Consider the following 19,579-nt stretch of genomic DNA (forward strand, 5'->3'; position numbering starts at 1 on the left):
GGGCATTATAATATCGAAAATATGCCGGGCTAAGATATAGCCCGGCCAAGAGTTGGAAAGCCAATTAGAACTGGTAGTTTAACGACACCCAGTAGTTGCGGCCCGGATTGACGTAGCCAGTCGTGGATTGTGCGGTCTGGAAATAGTCGCCCGCGTAGGTGCTGCTGCGGCCGACCTGATACAGTGTGACGTCGCTAAAGTCTTTATCTAACACGTTATTTATCGCCGTATTCAGTGTCAGTTCTTTGGTCAGCTTATAGGACATACCCATATCGAGAACGGTCCAGGCTTTTAAATTGCCCCCTTTATCATCGTACACGGCTTTTTGGACTGCACTAAGGTTGTCATAGTTTTCGGTAAAGCGTGGGGCTTTACCACGATAGCGTGCGCTTAGCCAGGCATTCATATCTTCGGTTGCCTGCCAGTTCAGACGGGCGTTAGCCATATGTTTGGGGGTATAGCTCAGCGGTGCGCCTTTGTTTTCGCCATCTTTTTGTTTGCTCTGGGTATAGGTGTAGTTGAGCGATAAGCTCAGCACGTCAGACCAAAGCGGGAAGGTGCTGGCGAATTCAACGCCGTCCGTTCTCGCCTTGCCGCTGTTGGTATAGCTGTTGGTATTGTCATCGATGGAATACGAGACAATTTTATTTTTGTATTCGGTGTAGAAGCCGGTAACGTTGGCGTTCAGCCCCGCGTCGTTCTCATAGTACAACCCGGTTTCATAGCTGGTGCTTTCTTCGGGTTTAAGGTCGGGGTTGCCGACCGTATTGACGGTTCCCTGAGCGGTCACACCGCTGATGCCGTTGTGCAACTGGCTGAGTGACGGGGCTTTGTATCCGGTTGTGACGCCACCTTTCAAGGTCCATTCTTCCGATACGTCCCACACCATGTAAGCTCGCGGGCTAAGGTGTCCGCCAAAGACATCGTTATGCTCATAGCGAGTGCCTGCGGTCAACGCCAGCGAGTCGAGAATATGCCACTCATCTTCTGCGTAGGTCGCCCAGGTTTTCTGGTGGAATGTCTCACCGGTATTGGCCAGCACCACCCCGTCTTTCATGCGGGCATCCCAGTATTCTCCGCCGAGAGTAAGCAGATGCGAATCACCCAATGGCGTCAGCAGGACCGAGTCCAGGATGACGTTGGTATTTTTCAGTTCACGAGCGTCACCGGCCTGGCCCGCGTTTTCTGGCGTGAGTGCGGATGAGACCAGTTGGCGGCCTTTGTTCTCGGTTTCATTCCAGCCCACGGAGGATTTCCAGGTACCAAATGTTAATGCGGTATCGTGACCCAGCGTGACCTTATTACGTTCATAGCGCAGGGTTTTATCGTATCCGCCGGTGAGATTACCCAACTGCCCATCATCATTGTCATAGCGCTGTCTGGCGGAGTCGAGATCCAGCCACAGCGTATTATTTGCGCCGGTTTTCCAGTCCAGACGGGTACCGATGTTGTAGTTTTCAGATTCCGTTGGATATGGCACGCGCGTCGATGTGGTATCGCTCAGAGAGGTGACGCTGGAGCCTTGTCGTTGTGTCGTGCTGCCGCGTACCTGCATGTCCAGCACACCAGCAATTAGCGGGCCGCTTGACCAGAAGTTGGCTACCGTGCTGTTACCCCATTTATTGCTTTCTTGCAGGTTAACGCCGGTATTAATGGACGTGCTCCATTTGTCCGTACTTCTCTTGGTAATGATGTTAACGACACCGCCGATAGCATCTGAACCGTACAGCGTCGACATAGGACCGCGGATCACTTCAATATGATCGATGGCTGCCAGCGGAGGCATAAAACTGGTGTTCATGGCAGAGAAGCCGTTGGGCGTCACGTCACTGCTGCCATTTTGACGAATACCGTCTATCAGGATCAGCGTATAGCTGGCAGGCATGCCGCGAATACTGACCTCCAGACCGCCGGTTTTACCGGTGCTGCTTTCAACATCAACCCCTTCAACGGAGCGCAGGGCTTCACCTAAGTCATTATATTTATTGGTTTGTAATTCTTGTTGAGAAATAACCGACACGCTGGCAGCCGCGTTGGTGATCTTTTTTTCGTAACCCGACGCGGTCACGACCATGACATCATCGGCGAAGGCATAAGTACCGCTGAATCCAAGGCAGGACAGAACGACAGAGGCAACAGGTTTTAAACGCATAGTCAAACTTCCTTTGTTAAAAATTCAAAGGCAGTAAGATAATTGATGAAAATGATAATACAAATAATTATCATTACAAATTTACATAACTTGTCACTCTCTGTATATTTCTTGAATAAATATACATAAATTGTCACTAATTTTAGATAGGGAGTAATGACAAAACGCGTGAGTAGTTTTTACGGTAATTATTAATATTCATTTAATATGAGATTGAATAATAGAGAAGGAGATAAAAATCACGGTAGTTAATCACTGCACGTCGAGAGGTGAGAATTCGACAGTTGTATGATGTTTTTTTAAAATCGTCATACTTTTCTGCGCTGTATCATTTTTTTAGCCAAAGTGGTCCGCCATAATCCCTTCCCCAGGAGACCTCACAACGGGTATGTGCTGTTGTGCGGTATAAAAACAACGCAAAAGCGGGATAAGGTAATGATTAACGGCAAGCTGGCACGGTTGACGTGCGCACTGACTCTGGCATTTTCGACCTCCCTTTTCGCAGCACAACCGGCGGTGGAAGGGCAAACATTGAAACTGGCAATTGGACCCGAACCCACGGAGGGATTCGACCCAATGCTAGGCTGGAGTCACGGCAGCTATTTGCTCCTGCATGCACCTTTGTTAAAACAAAATGCCGATATGAGCTGGGGAAGCCTGCTGACGGAGAAGGTGGAGACCAGCGCTGATGGGAAAACCTGGACATTAACCTTAAAACCCGATCTTAAATTCTCTGATGGCTCCCCGCTCACGGCGGAAGATGTGGTATTTACCTTCAACAAAGCCGCGACAAGCGGTGGGAAAATCGACATGGGGAATTTCACCCATGCCCGCCTGAAAGACAATCGCACGGTAGAAATGACGCTACGCAGTCCGCAGAGTACGTTTGTGAACGTGCTGGGCTCGTTAGGCATTGTTCCGGCAAAACAATACGATGAAAAAACCTTTGCCAGAAATCCAATTGGCGCAGGCCCTTATCGGCTGGTGAGTTTTCAGCCGGGCCAACAGCTGATCGTCGAAGCGAACCCTTGGTACGCGGGTAAGAAAAATGATTTTAACCGGCTGGTGTTTGTTTTCCTCGACGAAGATAACGCTTACGCGGCCGCACGCAGTGGTCAACTGGGGCTGGTGCGTATTGCGCCATCAATGGCCGTTGCACCTCAGCAAGATAATTTGAAACTGTGGGTTCGCAACAGCGTAGAGAACCGGGGGATCGTGTTCCCGATGGTCCCTGCGGGTAAAAAAGATGCTAACGGTTATCCGGTCGGTAACGATATAACGGCCGACGTCGCGATCAGACGGGCCATCAACTACGCCATCGATCGTAAGCAGCTCGCTGAACAGGTTATGGAAGGCCACGCTATCCCGGCGTACAGCGCGGTGCAGGGACTGCCGTGGCAGGGACCGTCGGTTGCGTTTAAAGATGGCGACAGTGACAAAGCGCGTGCGCTTCTGGAACAGGCTGGCTGGAAAGTTGGCCCGGATGGTGTACGTGTAAAAGACGGCAAAGCAGTCCGTCTGACCTTATGGTATGCGAGCGGCGACAGTACGCGTCGTGATTTAGCCGAAGCGGTGCGTGCCATGCTCGAACCTGTTGGCATTGCGGTGTCGCTGCAATCCGGAAGCTGGGAAACCGTTGAGCGCCACATGCATTCGAATCCCACGCTGTTTGGTTGGGGGAGTTTAGATCCGATGGAGCTTTTCCATCACTACAGCGGGCAGGCTGCGGGCATTGAGTATTACAACCCCGGTTATTACAGCAATCCTGCGGTTGAACAGCATCTCAAACAGGCCATTGATGCGCCGGACTGGCAAAAAGCAGTGCCTTTCTGGCAGCAGGTGGAGTGGGATGGCAAGCAGGGTGCAGGCGTTCAGGGTGACGCTGCGTGGGCATGGTTGCTGAATATCCAGCATACTTATCTGGCTAATCCGTGCATTGACCTGGGCAAAGGGGCGCCGGAAATTCACGGCAGCTGGTCCGTGCTCAACAATCTTGAAGAATGGACCTGGACCTGCCGTTGATGAAGTCTGTTGTGGGTCATTTTCTGCGGCTGATCGTATTGTTGGTGCTGGTCGCTGCTGGCACCTTCATCTTGCTCAGCTTCTCGCCGGTCGATCCGATTCGTGCCTATATTGGTAACGATCTCCTGCATGTTCCGCCAGAACAGTATGCGCGTATCGCCGCACGCTGGGGGCTGGATCAGCCGCTGTGGGAGCGTTTCGGGCACTGGTTTGCACGCGTCTTACAGGGCGATCTCGGGTATTCGATGCTGTTTAATGCACCGGTCGCCAGCGTGATCAAAGAGCGTTTTGCGACCTCGTTTGCTCTGCTCTGTGGTGCATGGTTGATGTCGGGGTTACTGGGTACGGCAATGGGGTTCGTTGCCGGGCGCTTCCTGAACCGCTGGCCGGATAAAATGATCTGCCGCCTCAGCTATCTGCTTTCATCGTTGCCAACCTTCTGGATAGGAATGCTGCTGCTGGCCGTGTTTGCGGTGCGCTGGCCGGTGCTCCCGGTCTGCTGCGCGTGGGAGCCTGGTAACAGTGGTGATATGGCTGGCTTCACAGAGCGTCTGCGTCATCTGATTCTTCCGGTATGCGCCCTCAGTTTATTGGGGTTAGGGCAAATTACGCTACACACCCGCGAAAGTATCGCCAGCGTGATGAAAAGCGACTTCGTTCGCTTTGCTCGCTCGCAGGGAGACAAGGGATGGTCGCTGCTGCGCCACCAGGTCCTGCGTCATGCGATAACGCCTGCGCTGTGCCTGCAATTTGCTTCGCTTGGCGAACTTTTTGGCGGCGCATTGCTGGCAGAAAAAGTCTTTGCGTATCCCGGACTGGGGCAGGCGACCATTGATGCCGGATTACGCGGCGATGTGCCGCTGCTGATGGGGATTGTCTTGTTCAGCACCGTTCTGGTATTCATCGGCAACTCGCTCTCTTCCTGGTTAGTCCATGTGCTAAATCGCGCGGTGGAGCGTCCAGATGCTCTATAACCCAACCCCAACGTTGATTCGCCTTCTGCTGTCTGCGGGCGGTTTACTCTTCATCGCCATTTATGGCAACGCTACGCTGGATAGTGCACTGAGCGTTAATCTGCTGGCCCGCCATTTGCCACCGGATGCGCTGCACTGGTTTGGCACCGATAATCTCGGGCGTGATTTATGGGGGCGCTGCTTTCAGGGGGCGTTAACCAGCCTGCAAATTGGTATCGGCGCGGCGGTGTGTAGCGGGGTAATTGCTTTATTGATGGCGGCGGTTTCGCGTTTGCATCCGCGCATGGATGTTCTGATGCGCTTAGTCACCGACGCGATGTTGTCGATGCCGCATCTGCTGCTGCTGATTTTGATCTGCTTTACTCTCGGCGGTGGTAAAAGTGGGGTGGTGCTGGCGGTTGCGCTGACCCATTGGCCGCGTCTGGCCTTGATCCTGCGCGCGGAGGCGGAACGCGTCGCACACAGTGACTACCTGATGCTGACCCGGCGGCTGGGACACGGGCATTTTTACTGCTGGCGTCATCACTACTTACCTGCGCTATTGCCACAATGGTTGACCGGGACGTTGTTGATGTTTCCGCACGCGGTGTTACATAGCGCGGCGTTAAGTTTTCTTGGTTTCGGGCTGGCGCCGCATGAGCCGTCGCTGGGTCTGTTGCTGGCGGATGCGCTGCGATTTATCAGCCACGGCAACTGGTGGCTGGTGCTGTTTCCGGGGTTAATGCTGTTCAGCCTGGTGATGTTATTTGATCAGTTTGCCCGGGCGGTACATCGTTTGTGGTTGAGAGGTGACGCATGTTGAGTTTACAGCAGGTCTCGCTGGACGTGGCGCGTTATCGTTGGTACGGCGCGAGAAAGTGGTCATCGCTACTCCAGGATATTTCTTTTGATATTGCCCCCGGTCAAATGGTGGCATTAGTCGGCGGCAGCGGGGAAGGTAAGAGTCTGCTGTTGCAGTGTCTGCTCGATCTGTTACCAGACAATCTGCGCGTTCAGGGCGCGATAACCCTCGATGGAAAAACGCTGGATCGTAATGACATCCGTGCATGTCGCGGCAATACCTTTAGTTATGTACCGCAAGGGGTTCAGGCGCTTAATCCACTGCTGACCATTGAAAAGCATTTGAAAAGAGCGAGTCAACTCTCCGGTCATCCCTGGGACGCGGGGAAGGTAACGCAACTTCTTGAACGGAGCCAACTGGACACCAGCGTATTAGGTGCTTTCCCGCGCCAGCTGTCCGGTGGGATGGCAAAACGTGTTCTGGCGTGCCATGCGTCACTCAGTCAGGCGCGCTATATCCTTGCTGACGAAATTACCGCCTGGCTGGATGCGCCTTTGGCGAATCAACTGCTGGGGCATTTACGAGGCCTTTGCGAGCAGGGCTGCGGTGTGCTGTGGGTAACCCACGATCTCACGCTGGCTGCACGCCATGCGGACCGGATTGTTGCCCTGCATCAGGGACGGGTATCGGATAACGTGAGCCGGGAACAGCTGCTGCGTGGCGATATCAGCGAACATTTGCAGCGGCAATGGCGGGCGTTACCTGAGAGAAACCAACTATTTGGAGAGCTGAATGCTGTGCTGTCGTGATGTTGTTATACGCCAGGGCGGTAAGGTGCTGTGGCAAAGCCTGACGTTCTCGCTGGCTGTCGGGGAGCGCATGGGGATTTGCGCTCCTAGCGGGACCGGGAAAACCACGTTGGGACGCGTGCTGGCTGGCTGGCAAAAACCAACCTCCGGTGAGATTTTAGTCGATGATAAACCGTTACCGGTCGGGCAATATTGCCCGGTACAACTGGTGCCGCAACATCCTGAATTGACGTTCAACCCCTGGCGAAGTACCGGTGATGCGGTGCGGGATGCCTGGCAGCCGGATGCCTCAACGCTCGCCCGTTTACATATCAATCCCGAGTGGTTAACCCGCCGACCCGGGCAGCTTTCTGGTGGTGAACTGGCGCGTATTGCGCTACTGCGCGCGCTTGATCCGCGCACGCGTTTTCTCATTGCCGATGAAATTACCGCCCAGCTTGACCCTTCTATTCAACGAGACATATGGGCGCTGCTTCTTGAAGAATGCCAGCGTCGACCGTTAGGTATGCTTATTATCAGCCATCAGCAGGCATTGCTTGATCAAGTTTGCTCGCGAATGCTGCATAATCGTTGATTATATTGTTACGTTATATTATAACAATTCACTCGCAACCATATTGAGGGTGAAATTTTGGCTATTCGTTTGGAAAGACTGGCGGTTGTTTTGGGAATGCTGTTAGCCAGTAGTCAGGTACTGGCACATGGGCACCATTCCCATGGCGCACCGATGACAGAAATAGAGCAAAAAGCGTCAGAGGGCGTTTTTGATAATAGCCATGTGAAGGACAGGGCCCTGAGCGACTGGGATGGCGTGTGGCAGTCCGTGTACCCTTATCTGCAGAGCGGTGAACTGGATCCGGTATTCAAGCAGAAGGCCGAAAAGGATAAAAGTAAAACGGCGGAGGAGTATAAAACCTATTACCGCACAGGCTATGCCACTAGCGTGGACACTATCGGTATCGAGAACGGTGTGATGGAATTTCATACGGGTAATAAGGTTGCATCGTGTAAATATGACTATGCCGGATACAAAATATTGACCTATACGTCAGGCAAGAAAGGTGTGCGGTATCTGTTTGAGTGCAAAGAGGCAAATAGTCAGGCGCCTAAATACGTTCAATTTAGCGATCATATTATCGCGCCACGCAATTCGAGCCACTATCACATCTTTATGGGAAATACCTCACAGGCAGCGCTGCTTGAAGAGATGGACAACTGGCCAACCTATTATCCGTATCAGCTCAAAGCAGAAGCGGTGATTGACGAGATGCTGCATCATTAATTCCCATCCGGCTGTATTTAAACCCGCCGATAACGGCGGGTTGATAAATTGCGGATATTATTTTCCGGAAGCCAGCGTGCTGTAACTGGTCATCAGGTTGCGATAGTCAGGAATATGGTTGGAAAACAGCGTGCCCAGCCCTTCAACGTCATTACGCCAGTCGCGGTGTAATTCACAGGCCAGACCGAACCAGGTCATCAACTGCACGCCGGCAGAAGACATACGGTTCCAGGCAGAGTCGCGGGTCAGCGGGTTAAAGGTACCGGACGCATCGGTAACCACGAACACGTCGAACCCTGCCTCAATGGCCGATAGCGCAGGGAAGGCGACGCACACTTCGGTGACGACACCGGCGATGATCAGCTGTTTTTTACCCGTCGCTTTAATCGCGTTGACAAAATCGTCGTTGTCCCAGGCGTTAATCTGCCCCGGGCGGGCAATGTAAGGGGCGTCAGGAAACAGCGCTTTCAGCTCAGGAACCAGAGGGCCATTAGGACCGGTTTCAAAGCTGGTGGTCAGAATGGTGGGGAGTTTGAAGTACTTCGCCAGATCGGCCAGCGCCAGCACGTTGTTTTTAAACTTGTCGGGATCAATATCACGGACCAGCGACAGTAAACCTGCCTGGTGATCGACCAACAGTACGGCAGCCTGATCTTTGTCCACACGTTTATAGGTAATCGTCATTTTTTCTTTCTCCAGGTGATGAGAGGGGGCCTCGACGGCGAAATCTATTGATAAACAGTAGTGGCTATCCGGGGTATTGGGTAGTCGCAAAAATGAGTTTCATCGTTGTAAATCTGGAACGAAAAATATTCTGCAACAGAGTGCGCTATTCATAAGCTTCTCTTTCCATCAGGTGATGCATTCGTTAGCATATTGTCTCGCAGCAAGTGCATGTGTTTTATCAGGAAGAGGTTAACGTGTTCGCAGAGTATGGAGTTCTGAATTACTGGACGTATTTGGTGGGGGCTATTTTTATTGTACTGGTACCGGGGCCCAATACGATATTCGTGCTGAAGAACAGCGTAGGGCGAGGGGTGAAGGGCGGTTACCTTGCAGCCTGCGGGGTGTTCATCGGTGATGCCGTGCTGATGTTTTTGGCCTACGCAGGTGTTGCGGCACTGATCAAAACAACGCCCGTTTTGTTTAATATCGTGCGTTATCTGGGGGCTTTTTATCTGTTATATCTCGGCGCGAAGATTCTGTATGCCACGTTAAAGTCGAGGGCCACGGAGACTGCGGCCGAAGAAACGCCCTTTGGTGCTATTTTCAAACGTGCATTAATTTTGAGTCTGACTAATCCAAAAGCCATTCTGTTTTATGTGTCGTTTTTCGTTCAATTTATTGACGTCAATGCACCACATTCAGGGTTGTCGTTCTTTATTTTGGCCATTACGCTTGAAATCGTGAGCTTCTTCTATCTGAGTTTCCTTATTTTCTCAGGTGCTTTTGTCACGCAGTATATTCGCACCAAGAAGAAACTGGCGAAGGTGGGCAATTCCCTTATCGGTTTAATTTTTGTGGGATTTGCAGCCCGTCTGGCGACGCTTCAGTCTTAACGCCATTAGCCCGCTCCAGGCGGCGGGCTTTGCGTTTTTCCCCATTCTTATCATTGCCCATCAGTAAGAATACTAACCAATAAATGGTATTTTAAATGTATATTTTGAGGCGTACCCTGTTCACAGCAGCGGTTCAATAAGGCTCGCTGGTTGTCGACTGGAAAAGGGAAGAAAGATGCTTCAAATTCCACAGAATCACATTCATACACGCTCAACGCCGTTCTGGAACAAAGACACTGCGCCTGCCGGAATTTTCGAACGCCACCTTGATAAAGGTACCCGTGCGGGGGTTTATCCTCGACTGTCGGTTATGCAGGGGGCGGTCAAATATCTCGGATTCGCAGATGAGCACAGCCCGGAACCCGTAGAGGTGATGATTATTGAAGCCGGTCAGTTTGGCGTTTTCCCACCGGAAAAATGGCATAACATCGAAGTGATGACCGACGACACCTACTTTAATATCGATTTTTTCGTTGCGCCTGAGGTTCTGATGGAGAGTGCTAATCAACGAAAAGTCGTGCGTACCGGCAAGGAGTGAGTCATGAGTAAAGCAACCTATACCGTCACCGTAACCAATAACAGCAATGGCGTTTCTGTTGATTATGAAACGGAAGCGCCAATGACGCTGTTGGTACCCGACGTGGCAGCCGAAGTGGTCAAAGATCTGGTGAATACCGTACGTTCGTACGATACAGAAAATGAGCACGATGTTTGCGGCTGGTAACGCCATAAGCGCCGTTACTCTATGATTTATATAAAAAACCGCAGCGTACTGCGGTTTTTTTATTGACTGACATCCTGTGACTGGTTACTTAAATAGTCCGAAAAAAGAATTCTTAAGAAAACCTTAAGAACATCGCATTCATTGCTAATAGGCAACCATCCACAGGGATTATGATCGGTACACAGTAACATTACAGAACATCTTGCTTATGAAATTGAACACCCAGCTTACATTACCCACACCCATTCTTGGATTGGTCATCGTCGCGATCCCGTTCACCGCAAACTGGAATCTTCCTCTGTTAAACGGCACCGTTGTCAGATGGATTGAAAATGGGCAAGCGCTGTGGCTACTGTTTGGCGCGATATTTACTCTCGGCTATATTCGGCCTTTATCTCGTCCTGAAGGTGAGAAGCAATTTTGGCTGTGGGCGGCAGTGTGGTGGCTGGTTTTACTGGGCAGAAGCACCAGCTGGGGCCGTGATTATTTCCCTGAGCATCCTAAACTCCTGTTCAGAACCATCTCAGTCGTGTTTATTGCCGTGATTATTCTGCCAGTGTTACTGTCGAAGCGCTTACGGCAGGATATTGCACGTCGTGTACGCAATGAACCGCTGCCGATTTGGCTGCTGGCAATCACCACCTGTGCATTTTTGATATCTGACACCGTAGAACATCATCGTCTGCTGTCGCCACTGTTTCTGCATAATGCCCATTACGGCGATCTTATTGAAGAGCTGTATGAACTGCCGTTTATGGTGGGATTATTTCTGATGAACCTTGGTTTTATGCGGCAAGATAAGAAGGAAGAATACGCATTTGTTCGTGTGGGCAAGCCGCTGCTGGCTAAGTGATCGAAATAACAGCCTGAGCCTTGAACAAAAGACTCAGGCTGTGCGTACTCTTATTTACGCAATAGCTTCACATAAACGTGACTTCATCTCGCTATACGATTGCGCAGCATACTTCTCCGCCCAATTTTGATCGGTGATGTGTTCGATATTCACCGCGCAATACTTGGTTTCCGGCGTTTTCGAGATAGGATCAAGATTATCCTGGGTTAACTCGTTACATGCGCCAATCCACCACTGATACGTCATATATACCGTTCCGCTATTGATGCGTTCAGAGACATCGGCACGGCTGATGACTTTCCCACGACGGGAACTCACCCACACCAGGTCACGATGACGGATCCCCTGTTTGGCGGCATCCTGAGTATTGATTTGCACATAGCCCGGTTCATCTGCCAGCGCCTGCAGTGCCGCGCAATTGCCGGTCATGGAACGACAGGAGTAATGCCCCACTTCGCGTACGGTACAGAGCACCATCGGGTATTTTTCATCCGGTACTTCGGCAGGGGCTCGCCACTGAGCGGCAAACAGCTTGCCCTTACCGTTGGCGGTATCAAACCGACTATTCTGATAGAGATACGGGGTGCCAGGGTGATCGAGATCCGGGCAAGGCCATTGAATATGGCCCATATCGCCCATTTTCTCATACGTTACCCCATAGAATAGCGGACAGAGTTCGCGCATCTCATCCCAGATTTGCTGGTTGTTTTGATACTGCATTGGGTAACCCATTTCCGTCGCCAGCAGACTGATAATTTCCCAGTCGCGCTTCACATCCCCGGTGGGTTCGATCGCCTTCTCAAAACGCTGAAAACCACGATCGGCGCAGGTAAAGACGCCACCGTGTTCGCCCCATGAGGTTGCGGGCAGGATAACGTCGGCCATTTCCGCCGTCTTGGTCATGAAGATGTCCTGCACCACGATAAAATCAAGCGCGTTGAAGCCTTCTCGAACCAGGCCCAAATCGGCTTCGGTTTGCAGCGGATCTTCCCCCATGATGTAGTAGGCTTTAACTTTGCCTTCAATCGCCAGATGCGGGACTTCGGTGATCCGTGTGCCCACCTTGTCATCCATCAGGTTGACGTCGATCCCCCAGGCCTGAGCAAATTTCGCTCTTACCGCGGGATCGGTAACGTCCTGATAGCCCGGAAATTGATTGGGAAGCACGCCCATGTCGCATGCGCCCTGAACGTTATTCTGCCCGCGTACCGGGCCGACGCCGACGTTAGGTCGACCCAGATTGCCGGTCAGCAGGGCCAGACTCGACAACCCACGCACGACGTCGACAGCCTGGCCGAACTGCGTCACGCCCATTCCCCACATCACCGTCGCTGACGGTGCGGCGGCAAAGGTGCGCATCGCCTGGCGTACCTGTTGAGCGGGCACCCCGGTGAGGTGTTCAACGGTTTCAGGCGCATAGTCCTTTACGGTTTCCCAATAGCTTTCCAGGCCCTCGACATGCTTTTGCACGTATTCACGATCGTAGAGCTGCTCTTCAATCAGCACGTGTCCAAAGGCGTTGACCAGCGCCATGTTACAGCCATTTTTCAACTGCAGGTGCTGGTCTGCAATACGCGCGGTTTCAATGCGGCGAGGATCGCAGACAATGATTTTCGCGCCGTTCTGACGGGCTTTGATGACCCGGCGGGCGACTATCGGATGAGAGTCTGCGCAGTTATAGCCAAAGATGAGCAGGCATTTGGAATTTTCAATGTCGCTGATGGAGTTGCTCATTGCGCCATTGCCTAAGGTTTCCTGCAATCCGGCAACGGAAGGGCCATGGCATACGCGAGCACAGCAATCGACGTTGTTGGTGTTGAGCACGCCACGCGCGAACTTTTGCATCACATAGTTGGTCTCATTTCCCGTTCCACGGGAAGAGCCAGTAGTCATGATGGCGCGGGGACCATGAGTATTTTTGATGTCTGATAGGCGTTTTGCGGTGTAGCGAATGGCTTCATCCCAGCTGACGGGCGTGAACTTTCCCCCTTTTTCATAACGGATCAGCGGGCGAGTTAGACGGGGAGTCAGAAGGCGCGTGTCGTTAAGAAAATCCCAACCGTAGTAGCCTTTCAGACATAGCTGGTTTTGGTTGGTCACCCCTTCAGCGGCTTCGGCGCGGATGATTTTGTTATTTTCAACAACAAGCTTGAGCTTGCACCCTGCCCCGCAGTATGGGCATACACTGGTGATTTTTTTCATCAATAACAGACCTGTTAAATGCTGAAATAGCGCGAATTGTAGACGCAGCCGCGTGAACAGGTCACGGGCTACGATGTATCGTAGTGACGGGCTGTTAAAGCATAAAGTGTGCCAGAATTGAAAACGTAGTCACGGTAGGGTTTGGCTGCGAAATTAAACGTAAAGTCACTGACGAAACGACATTAATGACGATAAACGTCAGAAAAGATCGCCATTTAGGATGCTTTAATCTCATGAATCATCGGAAAAAGATGAAAATACAAAGTGATGGCGATCACAAATATTAATTTTTCGGGTCTATGCTATGCTTTTAAACAGCGAGTCAATCGTTCACGTAAAAACATAAGCGAGGAAAAAAATGGGTATACTTTCATGGATTATTTTCGGTCTTATCGCTGGGATATTGGCAAAATGGATTATGCCAGGCAAGGACGGCGGCGGATTCTTTATGACTATTATTTTAGGGGTTATCGGTGCAGTCGTTGGCGGTTGGATCAGTACATTGCTGGGCTTTGGCAAAGTGGATGGTTTCAACTTTGGCAGCTTTGTCGTGGCGATTATCGGCGCGCTCGTTGTTCTGTTTATCTACAGAAAAGTCAAAAGCTAAATCAAAACAGATATCGAAATAAAGGCCACTTCGTGTGGCCTTTATTTTTTTACCACCAGCCCAACTCGGTGCCGAGTACCACAATAATGGCGACACCAATCATGATGAGCGTTGTTTTTTTCATGGTTATGCTCCCGGTGCGGCGTAGCCGCCAATAAAGAACCAGGATAAGAAAACAACGGCGGAAATGAAGATAATGACAGGAAAAATAATACCGATCCTCATGGTTTCACCAGCCAACGTTATGTAAAGATGAGCCAGAATAACAGGGCTTAATGCGTGACAAAAGCAGTTTTGCCCGCACGTTTTTTATCCAGGTACATCGCGCTATCAGCGCTATGAAGCGCACAGTTTAAGTCGGTTTCTCGCGGATCAACTTCAATCACGCCCAGGCTGGCACCAGGATAAAACAGGCTGATAGCGCCAAGCTGATAGTCGCCGCAGAGGTGTTGTTGCAACTGGTCTTTAACCCTCTGCACGCGCGTGTGTTGATCTCCTTCACTTTTTTGTGACAGACCCGCGACGAGAAATTCGTCGCCGCCCAGTCGGCCGAGAATATCGTTTTCACTACACACATGGCGCAAACGTTGCCCAACCTGGATCAAGAATTGGTCACCAACTTCATGGCCAAAACGGTCATTGATCAGCTTGAAATCATCTAAATCGATATAGGCGACGATAATTTTTTGCTGCAAATGGCGAGCCAGCGAAAAGAGGGTCTCCATTTTTTCGAAAATGGCCCGACGATTCGGTAATCCGGTGAGTGCATCGGTATAGGAGTGTGTAATGAGTGCCGCATTCGCTTCACGTAATTGCGCCACCAGTGACTCTTTTTGAATCGACTGGGCAATCAGACTCGCAAACAGATGCAGGACCTGCTCTCCGCGTTGGCTCAACGTTTGTTGCTGCCGGCTGGTGGCGCAAAGCGTACCATAGAACGTCCCATCCGGAAGGTGGACCGGCGTGCTCAAAAAGGTGGTAATTTCCAGTGCGCACGCGGCGGTGCAGTCTGGCCAGCGAGCGGGAACGTTATCACTATACAGGCAGTTTTCTTCGATTGCGCGCTTGCACAACGTTTCATCCCACGGCACCGACAAACCCTCGGGTATATGCATCTGTCGGCTGTTACGTGCATACAGAATATGCTGCAGGCGTGCATCTAAATCGACTTTGGTTAAATAGGTCGACTCCATGTCAGTCACCATTTCCAGCATCTCCAGAAGTTGCCGAACCAGACCCTCAACAGACTGCTCGGTGGCTAATGATTGTGAGACTCTGGCAAGGATCATGTCAGACATGAGAGGTAAATACTCCTGAGTAGTAACAACGACGGTGATGCCTGCATGATAAAACAACACTGTGAAAGATGAAACAAGCCGAACTGTATGAAATGTAAGCAGAGAATGAAAACGCATCACTAAAACATGGAGGTAGGCGGGCAGTCAGGGTAATCTTCCGCAATAACATTATTTGCAGGAGCGGTCATGAAATCTGTGTTTATTGTGTTGCCAAGTATGCTGATGTTAGCGGGATGTTCGACGCAACCCGATGCACCAATGCCACCGAAAGTGGGTATGGCGAATCCGGCATCCGTCTATTGCCAGCAAAAAGGAGGTTCGCTGATTGCGGTACAAACGCCGCAAGGGGTACGTTCTGACTGCAAGCTCCCCGGAGGAGAAGTGATTGACGAATGGGCGCTTTGGCGCAGAGATCACCCGGCTAAAACGCAGTGAGAGCCTGCTACCATTGACGTAGCCACTCGGCCAGCACGAGAGCGTGGTTTTGCTGCGTATTTTTTGCCGCATACAGTAGCGTGACGGTCTGTTGACGCGCGATGTCAGCAAGCCGTTTCCCTTCCTGCTGCTGTTGAGCAAGCTCGGCGCGGTATTGTTCTGCGAAATGTTTAAAATCAATAAGTTCAGCATGAAATGCTTTGCGTAATTCAGTCGAGGGCGTGAGCGCTTTATTCCACTCATCGCAGGCCAGGTCGGTTTTTTTTAACCCCCGTGGCCACAGTCTGTCGACCAGAACGCGATAACCATCATTTTGTTCAGCCGGGTCATACACGCGTTTACATTGAATATTCATTTCTCAATCCGCTCCGTTATATCACCGAATGGAGACGTTTTATTATCGTCTTTACGGCACATTAAGATCGTAAAACGTGACCATTATAGCATTTTGTCGCGACTGGCTCCCAATTTAAGGGATTGTGAAAACAACAAAATATCGGTAGGGTGAGGCTCCTTATGTTGTCCCTTATTGTCTGGACACAAGGAAACTCTCATGGACATTTCCCCTGTAAAAAATACCCTTCGCATTGCGCTGGTCGGTGACTACAACCCTGACATTGTCGCGCATCAGGCGATTCCCCTTGCTATTGATGACGCTGCCGCGGTGCTGGAATTAATGGCGGATTACGACTGGCTAACCACATCGGATATTAATAGCGGTGAGGACCTGGTCGGCTATGACGCTATTTGGGTGGTGCCCGGTAGCCCGTATCAGCATCCAGAAGGTGCACTGACGGCGATTCGTTACGCCCGTGAAAACAGTATTCCCTTTCTCGGCACCTGCGGTGGTTTTCAGCATGCCATCCTCGAATATGCCCGCAACGTGCTGGGTTGGCACGATGCCGCACACGCAGAAACGGATACCGAAGGTCGCATGGTAATTGCCCCGTTGAGCTGCTCGCTGGTCGAAAAAACGGATGATATCGAACTGCGGGCGAATACGCTGATCGCCAGAGCCTACAATCAGGAGGTGATTTCCGAAGGTTATCACTGCAACTACGGCGTATCGCAAGCCTTTGCCGACGAACTGGATCGTGGGGATTTACGCGTGACGGGCTGGGATGAGGCGGGAGATATTCGAGCTATTGAACTGGTGACGCATCCTTTTTATGTTGGCACGCTCTTTCAACATGAACGTGGTGCCTTGGCGGGGAAACCCGTGCCGCTGGTTCAGGCGATGTTACGCGCGGCGCGCGGATAAAAAGTCGGGCAGGTCTGCACTGAGCCTGCCCCATGCGTTATGGCGAGGTTATCTCACGGTTGCGCCCGGCATACAGGCCAAACACCGCCATCAGCGTCGCTAGCAGGGCGACGCCAATCAACGGTATCTGCCAGTTACCGTTGAGGTCGTGAATTTTGCCCATTAACGGCGGTCCACACGCCGCCAGCAAGTACCCCACAGACTGCGCCATACCTGACAGCGCGGCGGCCTGGTGCGCAGAACTGGCACGAAGCCCGATGAACGTCAGTCCGAGGATCATCGTCGCGCCCGAGCCAAAGCCAAATAAAATCGTCCACAACACGGCCTGGTTGGGTAGCAGCCAGAATCCTGCGGCTGCAATCGCACACATTAATGAGACCAAAGCGGCAATGGCGCGTTGATCCTTCAATTTAAACAAGATTAAAGGGATCAGTAAGCCGGGTGCGGCAGTAGCGAGTTGCAGCAAACCGTGCAGCGAACCCGCCTGCGCCTCGCTGTAGCCATGGCTAATCAAAATAGCGGGCAACCAGCCGATAATCACGTAATAGACGAGTGAGTTGATCCCCAGAAAGAGCGTCACCTGCCAGGCGAGGCTGGAGCGCCAGATCCCTCGGGAATGCAACGCGCGCGAGTTACTCATCGTGGCATGGCTCGTCTGGCGACACTGTGGTAGCCAGATAAACAGCGCCAGCAGCGGAAAGACCATCAACATCATCAGCGCACCGCGCCAGCCGAATCCGTTAAGCGTCAGCAGCACCACGATGGCTGAGCCAATGGCGGCCGCAGCTCCCATCGTCAACGAGTACGCCCCGGTAAGTTTTGCGACATGTTGTGAAAAATCACGCTTAATCAGCCCCGGAAGCAGCACGTTACCTAATGCTATCCCACAGCCAATGAGGGTGGTTCCACCAAATAAGAATGGCGGCGAGGGCAATGAACGTATGGCAATACCGGCGCAAATCAGCAGCATGGCGGCAAACAGACTGCGCTCAATACCCCATCGACGGGCAACGCCCGCCGCCAGGGGGGAAACTAACGCAAAGGCCAGCAGCGGCAGGGTAGTCAGGAGCCCCGTCTGGGCGGTCGTCAGCGCGTAATCTGCGCGAATGGCATCCAGCAGCGGCGCTGCACCGGTAAAGGTAACGCGAAGCGTGGTGGCGATCATCAGGATACCCGCAATCAGCAATGCACCTTGCTTGCCGCGGGGGGAAGGGGAATAAGTCATCTTTTTCTCTTATCGTCAGGCGAGGCAATACCTTACCGTTTTTACACCATGGATGAATCAAGCTAAAATGACAGATTATCGCTAAAATCGGACAACGTTATGCTGGGACTGAGGCTGGACGGGTATGAGCCGGATCGCTATCACGATGCCGCTGTGGCTTTTTGTATTCAGGCTCAGGAAGATGAACTCTTCAGCCCGCTGCATCAGCACCGTAAAGGCCAACTGATCCTGGCATTGCATGGCGCCATTACCTGTGAAGTTGAACACGCCATGTGGATGGTGCCACCCCAGTACGCGGTGTGGATCCCGGGTGAGATCCCTCACAGTAATCACGTCACCGTTGGCGCTGAGCTGTGTTTTTTGTTTATTGAACCGCAGGCGGTGGTGATGCCTGAACGTTGCTGCACGCTGAAAATATCCCCACTCTGCCGGGAACTGATTCTTTCGCTGGCGACCAGAACCGATGCCCAGCGGCTGGAGCCGTCAACGCAGCGGCTGACGCAGGTCTTGTTTGATGAACTTCCGCAGCAACCGCAGGAGCAAATGCAGCTGCCGGTTTCCGATCATCCGAAAATTCGCAGGATGGTCGCAACGATGGCGCAGGAGCCCGCGCAATGGCAGACCTTGGGCCAGTGGGCTAGCGTGTTTGCGATGAGCGAACGCAATCTTGCCCGGCTGGTGGTGAAAGAGACCGGGCTGAGTTTTCGCCGCTGGCGTCAGCAACTACAGTTGATTCTGGCATTACAGGCGCTGGTTGATGGTCGTAACGTCCAGCAGGTCGCCCACATGCTGGGTTACGATTCAACAACCGCCTTTATCACCATGTTCAAAAAAGGCCTGGGTCAAACCCCAGGCCGTTATCTGACGGGGCTGGCTACTGTTTCCCCACAATCAGCGAAACCAGACCCGCGGCGATGAGCGGCCCCACAGGGACGCCGCGAAACAGCGCAACGCCCAGTACCGTACCGACCAGCAACCCGGCGACTAACTGCGGCTGACTGCCCATCAGCGTGACGCCACGTCCACCCAGCCAGGAGACGAACACGCCGATAGCAATGGCGACCAGTGACTTCCAGTTTACGAAGGAGTGAATGAGCGTGGAGGGCGGTAGCGTTCCGCTGGCGATCGGTGCCATCACGCCAATCGTCAGGATAATAATCCCGACAGTCAGGCCCTGTTTTTCAATCCACGGGAAAAAGGTGTTCAGCGGGGTGACACGGACAATAATCAGCACCAGGATTGAAACGGCGACAGTGGTGTTGTGGCTGACAAAGCCCAGAGCTGCCAGTCCGAGCAGGATCAGCAGAGTGACATCAAACATCGTAGTTTCCTTGCCAAAAAAAATAAGCCTGCTTACTGTACGCGCAAATGCGTGGTGGAACAGGCTTTTTTTAG

At 52.0% G+C, this 19,579-nt stretch carries 22 protein-coding genes and 1 pseudogene; 14 read left to right on the forward strand and 9 right to left on the reverse strand.

The window, feature by feature from the left end:
• Nucleotides 1-64: 64 nt before the first annotated feature.
• On the reverse strand, nt 65-2,152 hold the full coding sequence (locus FDW98_RS09870; protein WP_137398842.1) for a TonB-dependent receptor: 2,088 nt from the start codon (nt 2,150-2,152) through the stop codon (nt 65-67).
• Nucleotides 2,153-2,587: 435 nt separating this feature from the next.
• Between FDW98_RS09870 and FDW98_RS09875 the strand changes: the two genes are divergently transcribed.
• The 6 genes from FDW98_RS09875 to zinT all read left to right on the forward strand — a co-directional run bounded on the left by FDW98_RS09875 (nt 2,588) and on the right by zinT (nt 8,020).
• Nucleotides 2,588-4,174 (forward strand): ABC transporter substrate-binding protein, encoded by a 1,587-nt coding sequence (locus FDW98_RS09875; RefSeq protein WP_096757338.1) that lies wholly within the window; start codon nt 2,588-2,590, stop codon nt 4,172-4,174.
• Nucleotides 4,174-5,148 carry an ABC transporter permease gene (locus tag FDW98_RS09880; RefSeq protein WP_096759416.1) on the forward strand — a complete coding sequence of 325 codons (975 nt, stop codon included), beginning with the start codon at nt 4,174-4,176 and terminating at the stop codon, nt 5,146-5,148. The genes FDW98_RS09875 and FDW98_RS09880 overlap by 1 nt, the downstream gene beginning before the upstream one ends.
• A complete protein-coding gene (locus FDW98_RS09885; RefSeq protein WP_096757337.1) occupies nt 5,138-5,950 on the forward strand; it encodes an ABC transporter permease in 813 nt (270 codons plus the stop codon). The genes FDW98_RS09880 and FDW98_RS09885 overlap by 11 nt, the downstream gene beginning before the upstream one ends.
• Nucleotides 5,944-6,738, forward strand: coding sequence for an ATP-binding cassette domain-containing protein (locus FDW98_RS09890; RefSeq protein ID WP_096757336.1), 795 nt, complete (start codon nt 5,944-5,946; stop codon nt 6,736-6,738). Before FDW98_RS09885 ends, FDW98_RS09890 begins: the two co-directional genes overlap by 7 nt.
• Complete coding sequence (locus FDW98_RS09895) at nt 6,722-7,312, forward strand: ATP-binding cassette domain-containing protein (protein ID WP_096757335.1); 591 nt, start codon at nt 6,722-6,724, stop codon at nt 7,310-7,312. Before FDW98_RS09890 ends, FDW98_RS09895 begins: the two co-directional genes overlap by 17 nt.
• Before the next feature lie 63 nt (nt 7,313-7,375).
• Nucleotides 7,376-8,020 (forward strand): metal-binding protein ZinT, encoded by a 645-nt coding sequence (zinT, locus tag FDW98_RS09900; RefSeq protein ID WP_371683355.1) that lies wholly within the window; start codon nt 7,376-7,378, stop codon nt 8,018-8,020.
• Between the two features lie 57 nt (nt 8,021-8,077).
• Here the strand turns inward: zinT and ycaC are convergent, their stop codons facing one another.
• Nucleotides 8,078-8,704: an isochorismate family cysteine hydrolase YcaC gene (ycaC, locus tag FDW98_RS09905; RefSeq protein ID WP_096757333.1), complete on the reverse strand. Its 627-nt coding sequence runs from the start codon at nt 8,702-8,704 to the stop codon at nt 8,078-8,080.
• A gap of 236 nt (nt 8,705-8,940) precedes the next feature.
• Here ycaC and leuE point away from each other — a divergent pair, with 236 nt between their 5' ends.
• The 4 genes from leuE to FDW98_RS09925 all read left to right on the forward strand — a co-directional run bounded on the left by leuE (nt 8,941) and on the right by FDW98_RS09925 (nt 11,156).
• Complete coding sequence (gene leuE, locus FDW98_RS09910; RefSeq protein ID WP_096759415.1) at nt 8,941-9,579, forward strand: leucine efflux protein LeuE; 639 nt, start codon at nt 8,941-8,943, stop codon at nt 9,577-9,579.
• 175 nt (nt 9,580-9,754) lie between these two features.
• Complete coding sequence (gene yeaR / locus FDW98_RS09915) at nt 9,755-10,117, forward strand: DUF1971 domain-containing protein YeaR (RefSeq protein WP_096757332.1); 363 nt, start codon at nt 9,755-9,757, stop codon at nt 10,115-10,117.
• 3 nt (nt 10,118-10,120) lie between these two features.
• Nucleotides 10,121-10,303 carry a DUF1869 domain-containing protein gene (locus tag FDW98_RS09920; protein WP_096757331.1) on the forward strand — a complete coding sequence of 61 codons (183 nt, stop codon included), beginning with the start codon at nt 10,121-10,123 and terminating at the stop codon, nt 10,301-10,303.
• 208 nt (nt 10,304-10,511) lie between these two features.
• Entirely contained in the window at nt 10,512-11,156 is a 645-nt protein-coding gene (locus FDW98_RS09925; RefSeq protein ID WP_096757330.1) for a hypothetical protein, read from the forward strand.
• A gap of 54 nt (nt 11,157-11,210) precedes the next feature.
• On the opposite strand, the gene fdhF is transcribed toward FDW98_RS09925, so the two are convergent.
• Nucleotides 11,211-13,358 carry a formate dehydrogenase subunit alpha gene (gene fdhF / locus FDW98_RS09930; protein ID WP_096757329.1) on the reverse strand — a complete coding sequence of 716 codons (2,148 nt, stop codon included), beginning with the start codon at nt 13,356-13,358 and terminating at the stop codon, nt 11,211-11,213.
• Between the two features lie 358 nt (nt 13,359-13,716).
• Here fdhF and FDW98_RS09935 point away from each other — a divergent pair, with 358 nt between their 5' ends.
• Entirely contained in the window at nt 13,717-13,965 is a 249-nt protein-coding gene (locus tag FDW98_RS09935; protein WP_096757328.1) for a GlsB/YeaQ/YmgE family stress response membrane protein, read from the forward strand.
• A 49-nt stretch (nt 13,966-14,014) separates the two neighbouring features.
• Here the strand turns inward: FDW98_RS09935 and yoaJ are convergent, their stop codons facing one another.
• The 3 genes from yoaJ to FDW98_RS09950 are packed head-to-tail and all read right to left on the reverse strand — an operon-like array spanning nt 14,015 to nt 15,263.
• On the reverse strand, nt 14,015-14,089 hold the full coding sequence (gene yoaJ, locus FDW98_RS09940) for a protein YoaJ (RefSeq protein WP_099530266.1): 75 nt from the start codon (nt 14,087-14,089) through the stop codon (nt 14,015-14,017).
• A gap of 2 nt (nt 14,090-14,091) precedes the next feature.
• Nucleotides 14,092-14,190, reverse strand: coding sequence for a YoaK family small membrane protein (locus tag FDW98_RS09945; protein WP_096757327.1), 99 nt, complete (start codon nt 14,188-14,190; stop codon nt 14,092-14,094).
• A gap of 47 nt (nt 14,191-14,237) precedes the next feature.
• Nucleotides 14,238-15,263: a sensor domain-containing diguanylate cyclase gene (locus FDW98_RS09950; protein ID WP_096757326.1), complete on the reverse strand. Its 1,026-nt coding sequence runs from the start codon at nt 15,261-15,263 to the stop codon at nt 14,238-14,240.
• A 186-nt stretch (nt 15,264-15,449) separates the two neighbouring features.
• Between FDW98_RS09950 and FDW98_RS09955 the strand changes: the two genes are divergently transcribed.
• The gene (locus tag FDW98_RS09955; protein WP_096757325.1) at nt 15,450-15,698 is read left to right on the forward strand and encodes a DUF333 domain-containing protein; all 249 of its coding nucleotides are present in this window, start codon (nt 15,450-15,452) and stop codon (nt 15,696-15,698) included.
• A 7-nt stretch (nt 15,699-15,705) separates the two neighbouring features.
• On the opposite strand, the gene FDW98_RS09960 is transcribed toward FDW98_RS09955, so the two are convergent.
• On the reverse strand, nt 15,706-16,053 hold the full coding sequence (locus FDW98_RS09960) for a DUF488 domain-containing protein (protein ID WP_096757324.1): 348 nt from the start codon (nt 16,051-16,053) through the stop codon (nt 15,706-15,708).
• 198 nt (nt 16,054-16,251) lie between these two features.
• On the opposite strand from FDW98_RS09960, the gene FDW98_RS09965 reads away from it, so the two are divergent.
• Nucleotides 16,252-16,959, forward strand: coding sequence for a CTP synthase (locus FDW98_RS09965; RefSeq protein WP_096757323.1), 708 nt, complete (start codon nt 16,252-16,254; stop codon nt 16,957-16,959).
• A gap of 37 nt (nt 16,960-16,996) precedes the next feature.
• Here the strand turns inward: FDW98_RS09965 and FDW98_RS09970 are convergent, their stop codons facing one another.
• Entirely contained in the window at nt 16,997-18,184 is a 1,188-nt protein-coding gene (locus tag FDW98_RS09970) for a CynX/NimT family MFS transporter (RefSeq protein WP_096757322.1), read from the reverse strand.
• Nucleotides 18,185-18,283: 99 nt separating this feature from the next.
• Between FDW98_RS09970 and FDW98_RS09975 the strand changes: the two are divergent.
• Nucleotides 18,284-19,076: pseudogene (locus FDW98_RS09975) on the forward strand (helix-turn-helix transcriptional regulator); the annotation flags it as partial.
• Here FDW98_RS09975 and FDW98_RS09980 read toward each other — a convergent pair.
• A complete protein-coding gene (locus FDW98_RS09980) occupies nt 19,059-19,505 on the reverse strand; it encodes a DUF441 domain-containing protein (protein ID WP_016152803.1) in 447 nt (148 codons plus the stop codon). The pseudogene FDW98_RS09975 and the gene FDW98_RS09980 sit on opposite strands and share 18 nt — an antisense overlap.
• Between the last annotated feature and the right edge of the window lie 74 nt (nt 19,506-19,579).

The sequence above is a fragment of the Citrobacter sp. wls711 genome, from assembly GCF_005281055.1.
GTDB lineage: Bacteria > Pseudomonadota > Gammaproteobacteria > Enterobacterales > Enterobacteriaceae > Citrobacter > Citrobacter gillenii.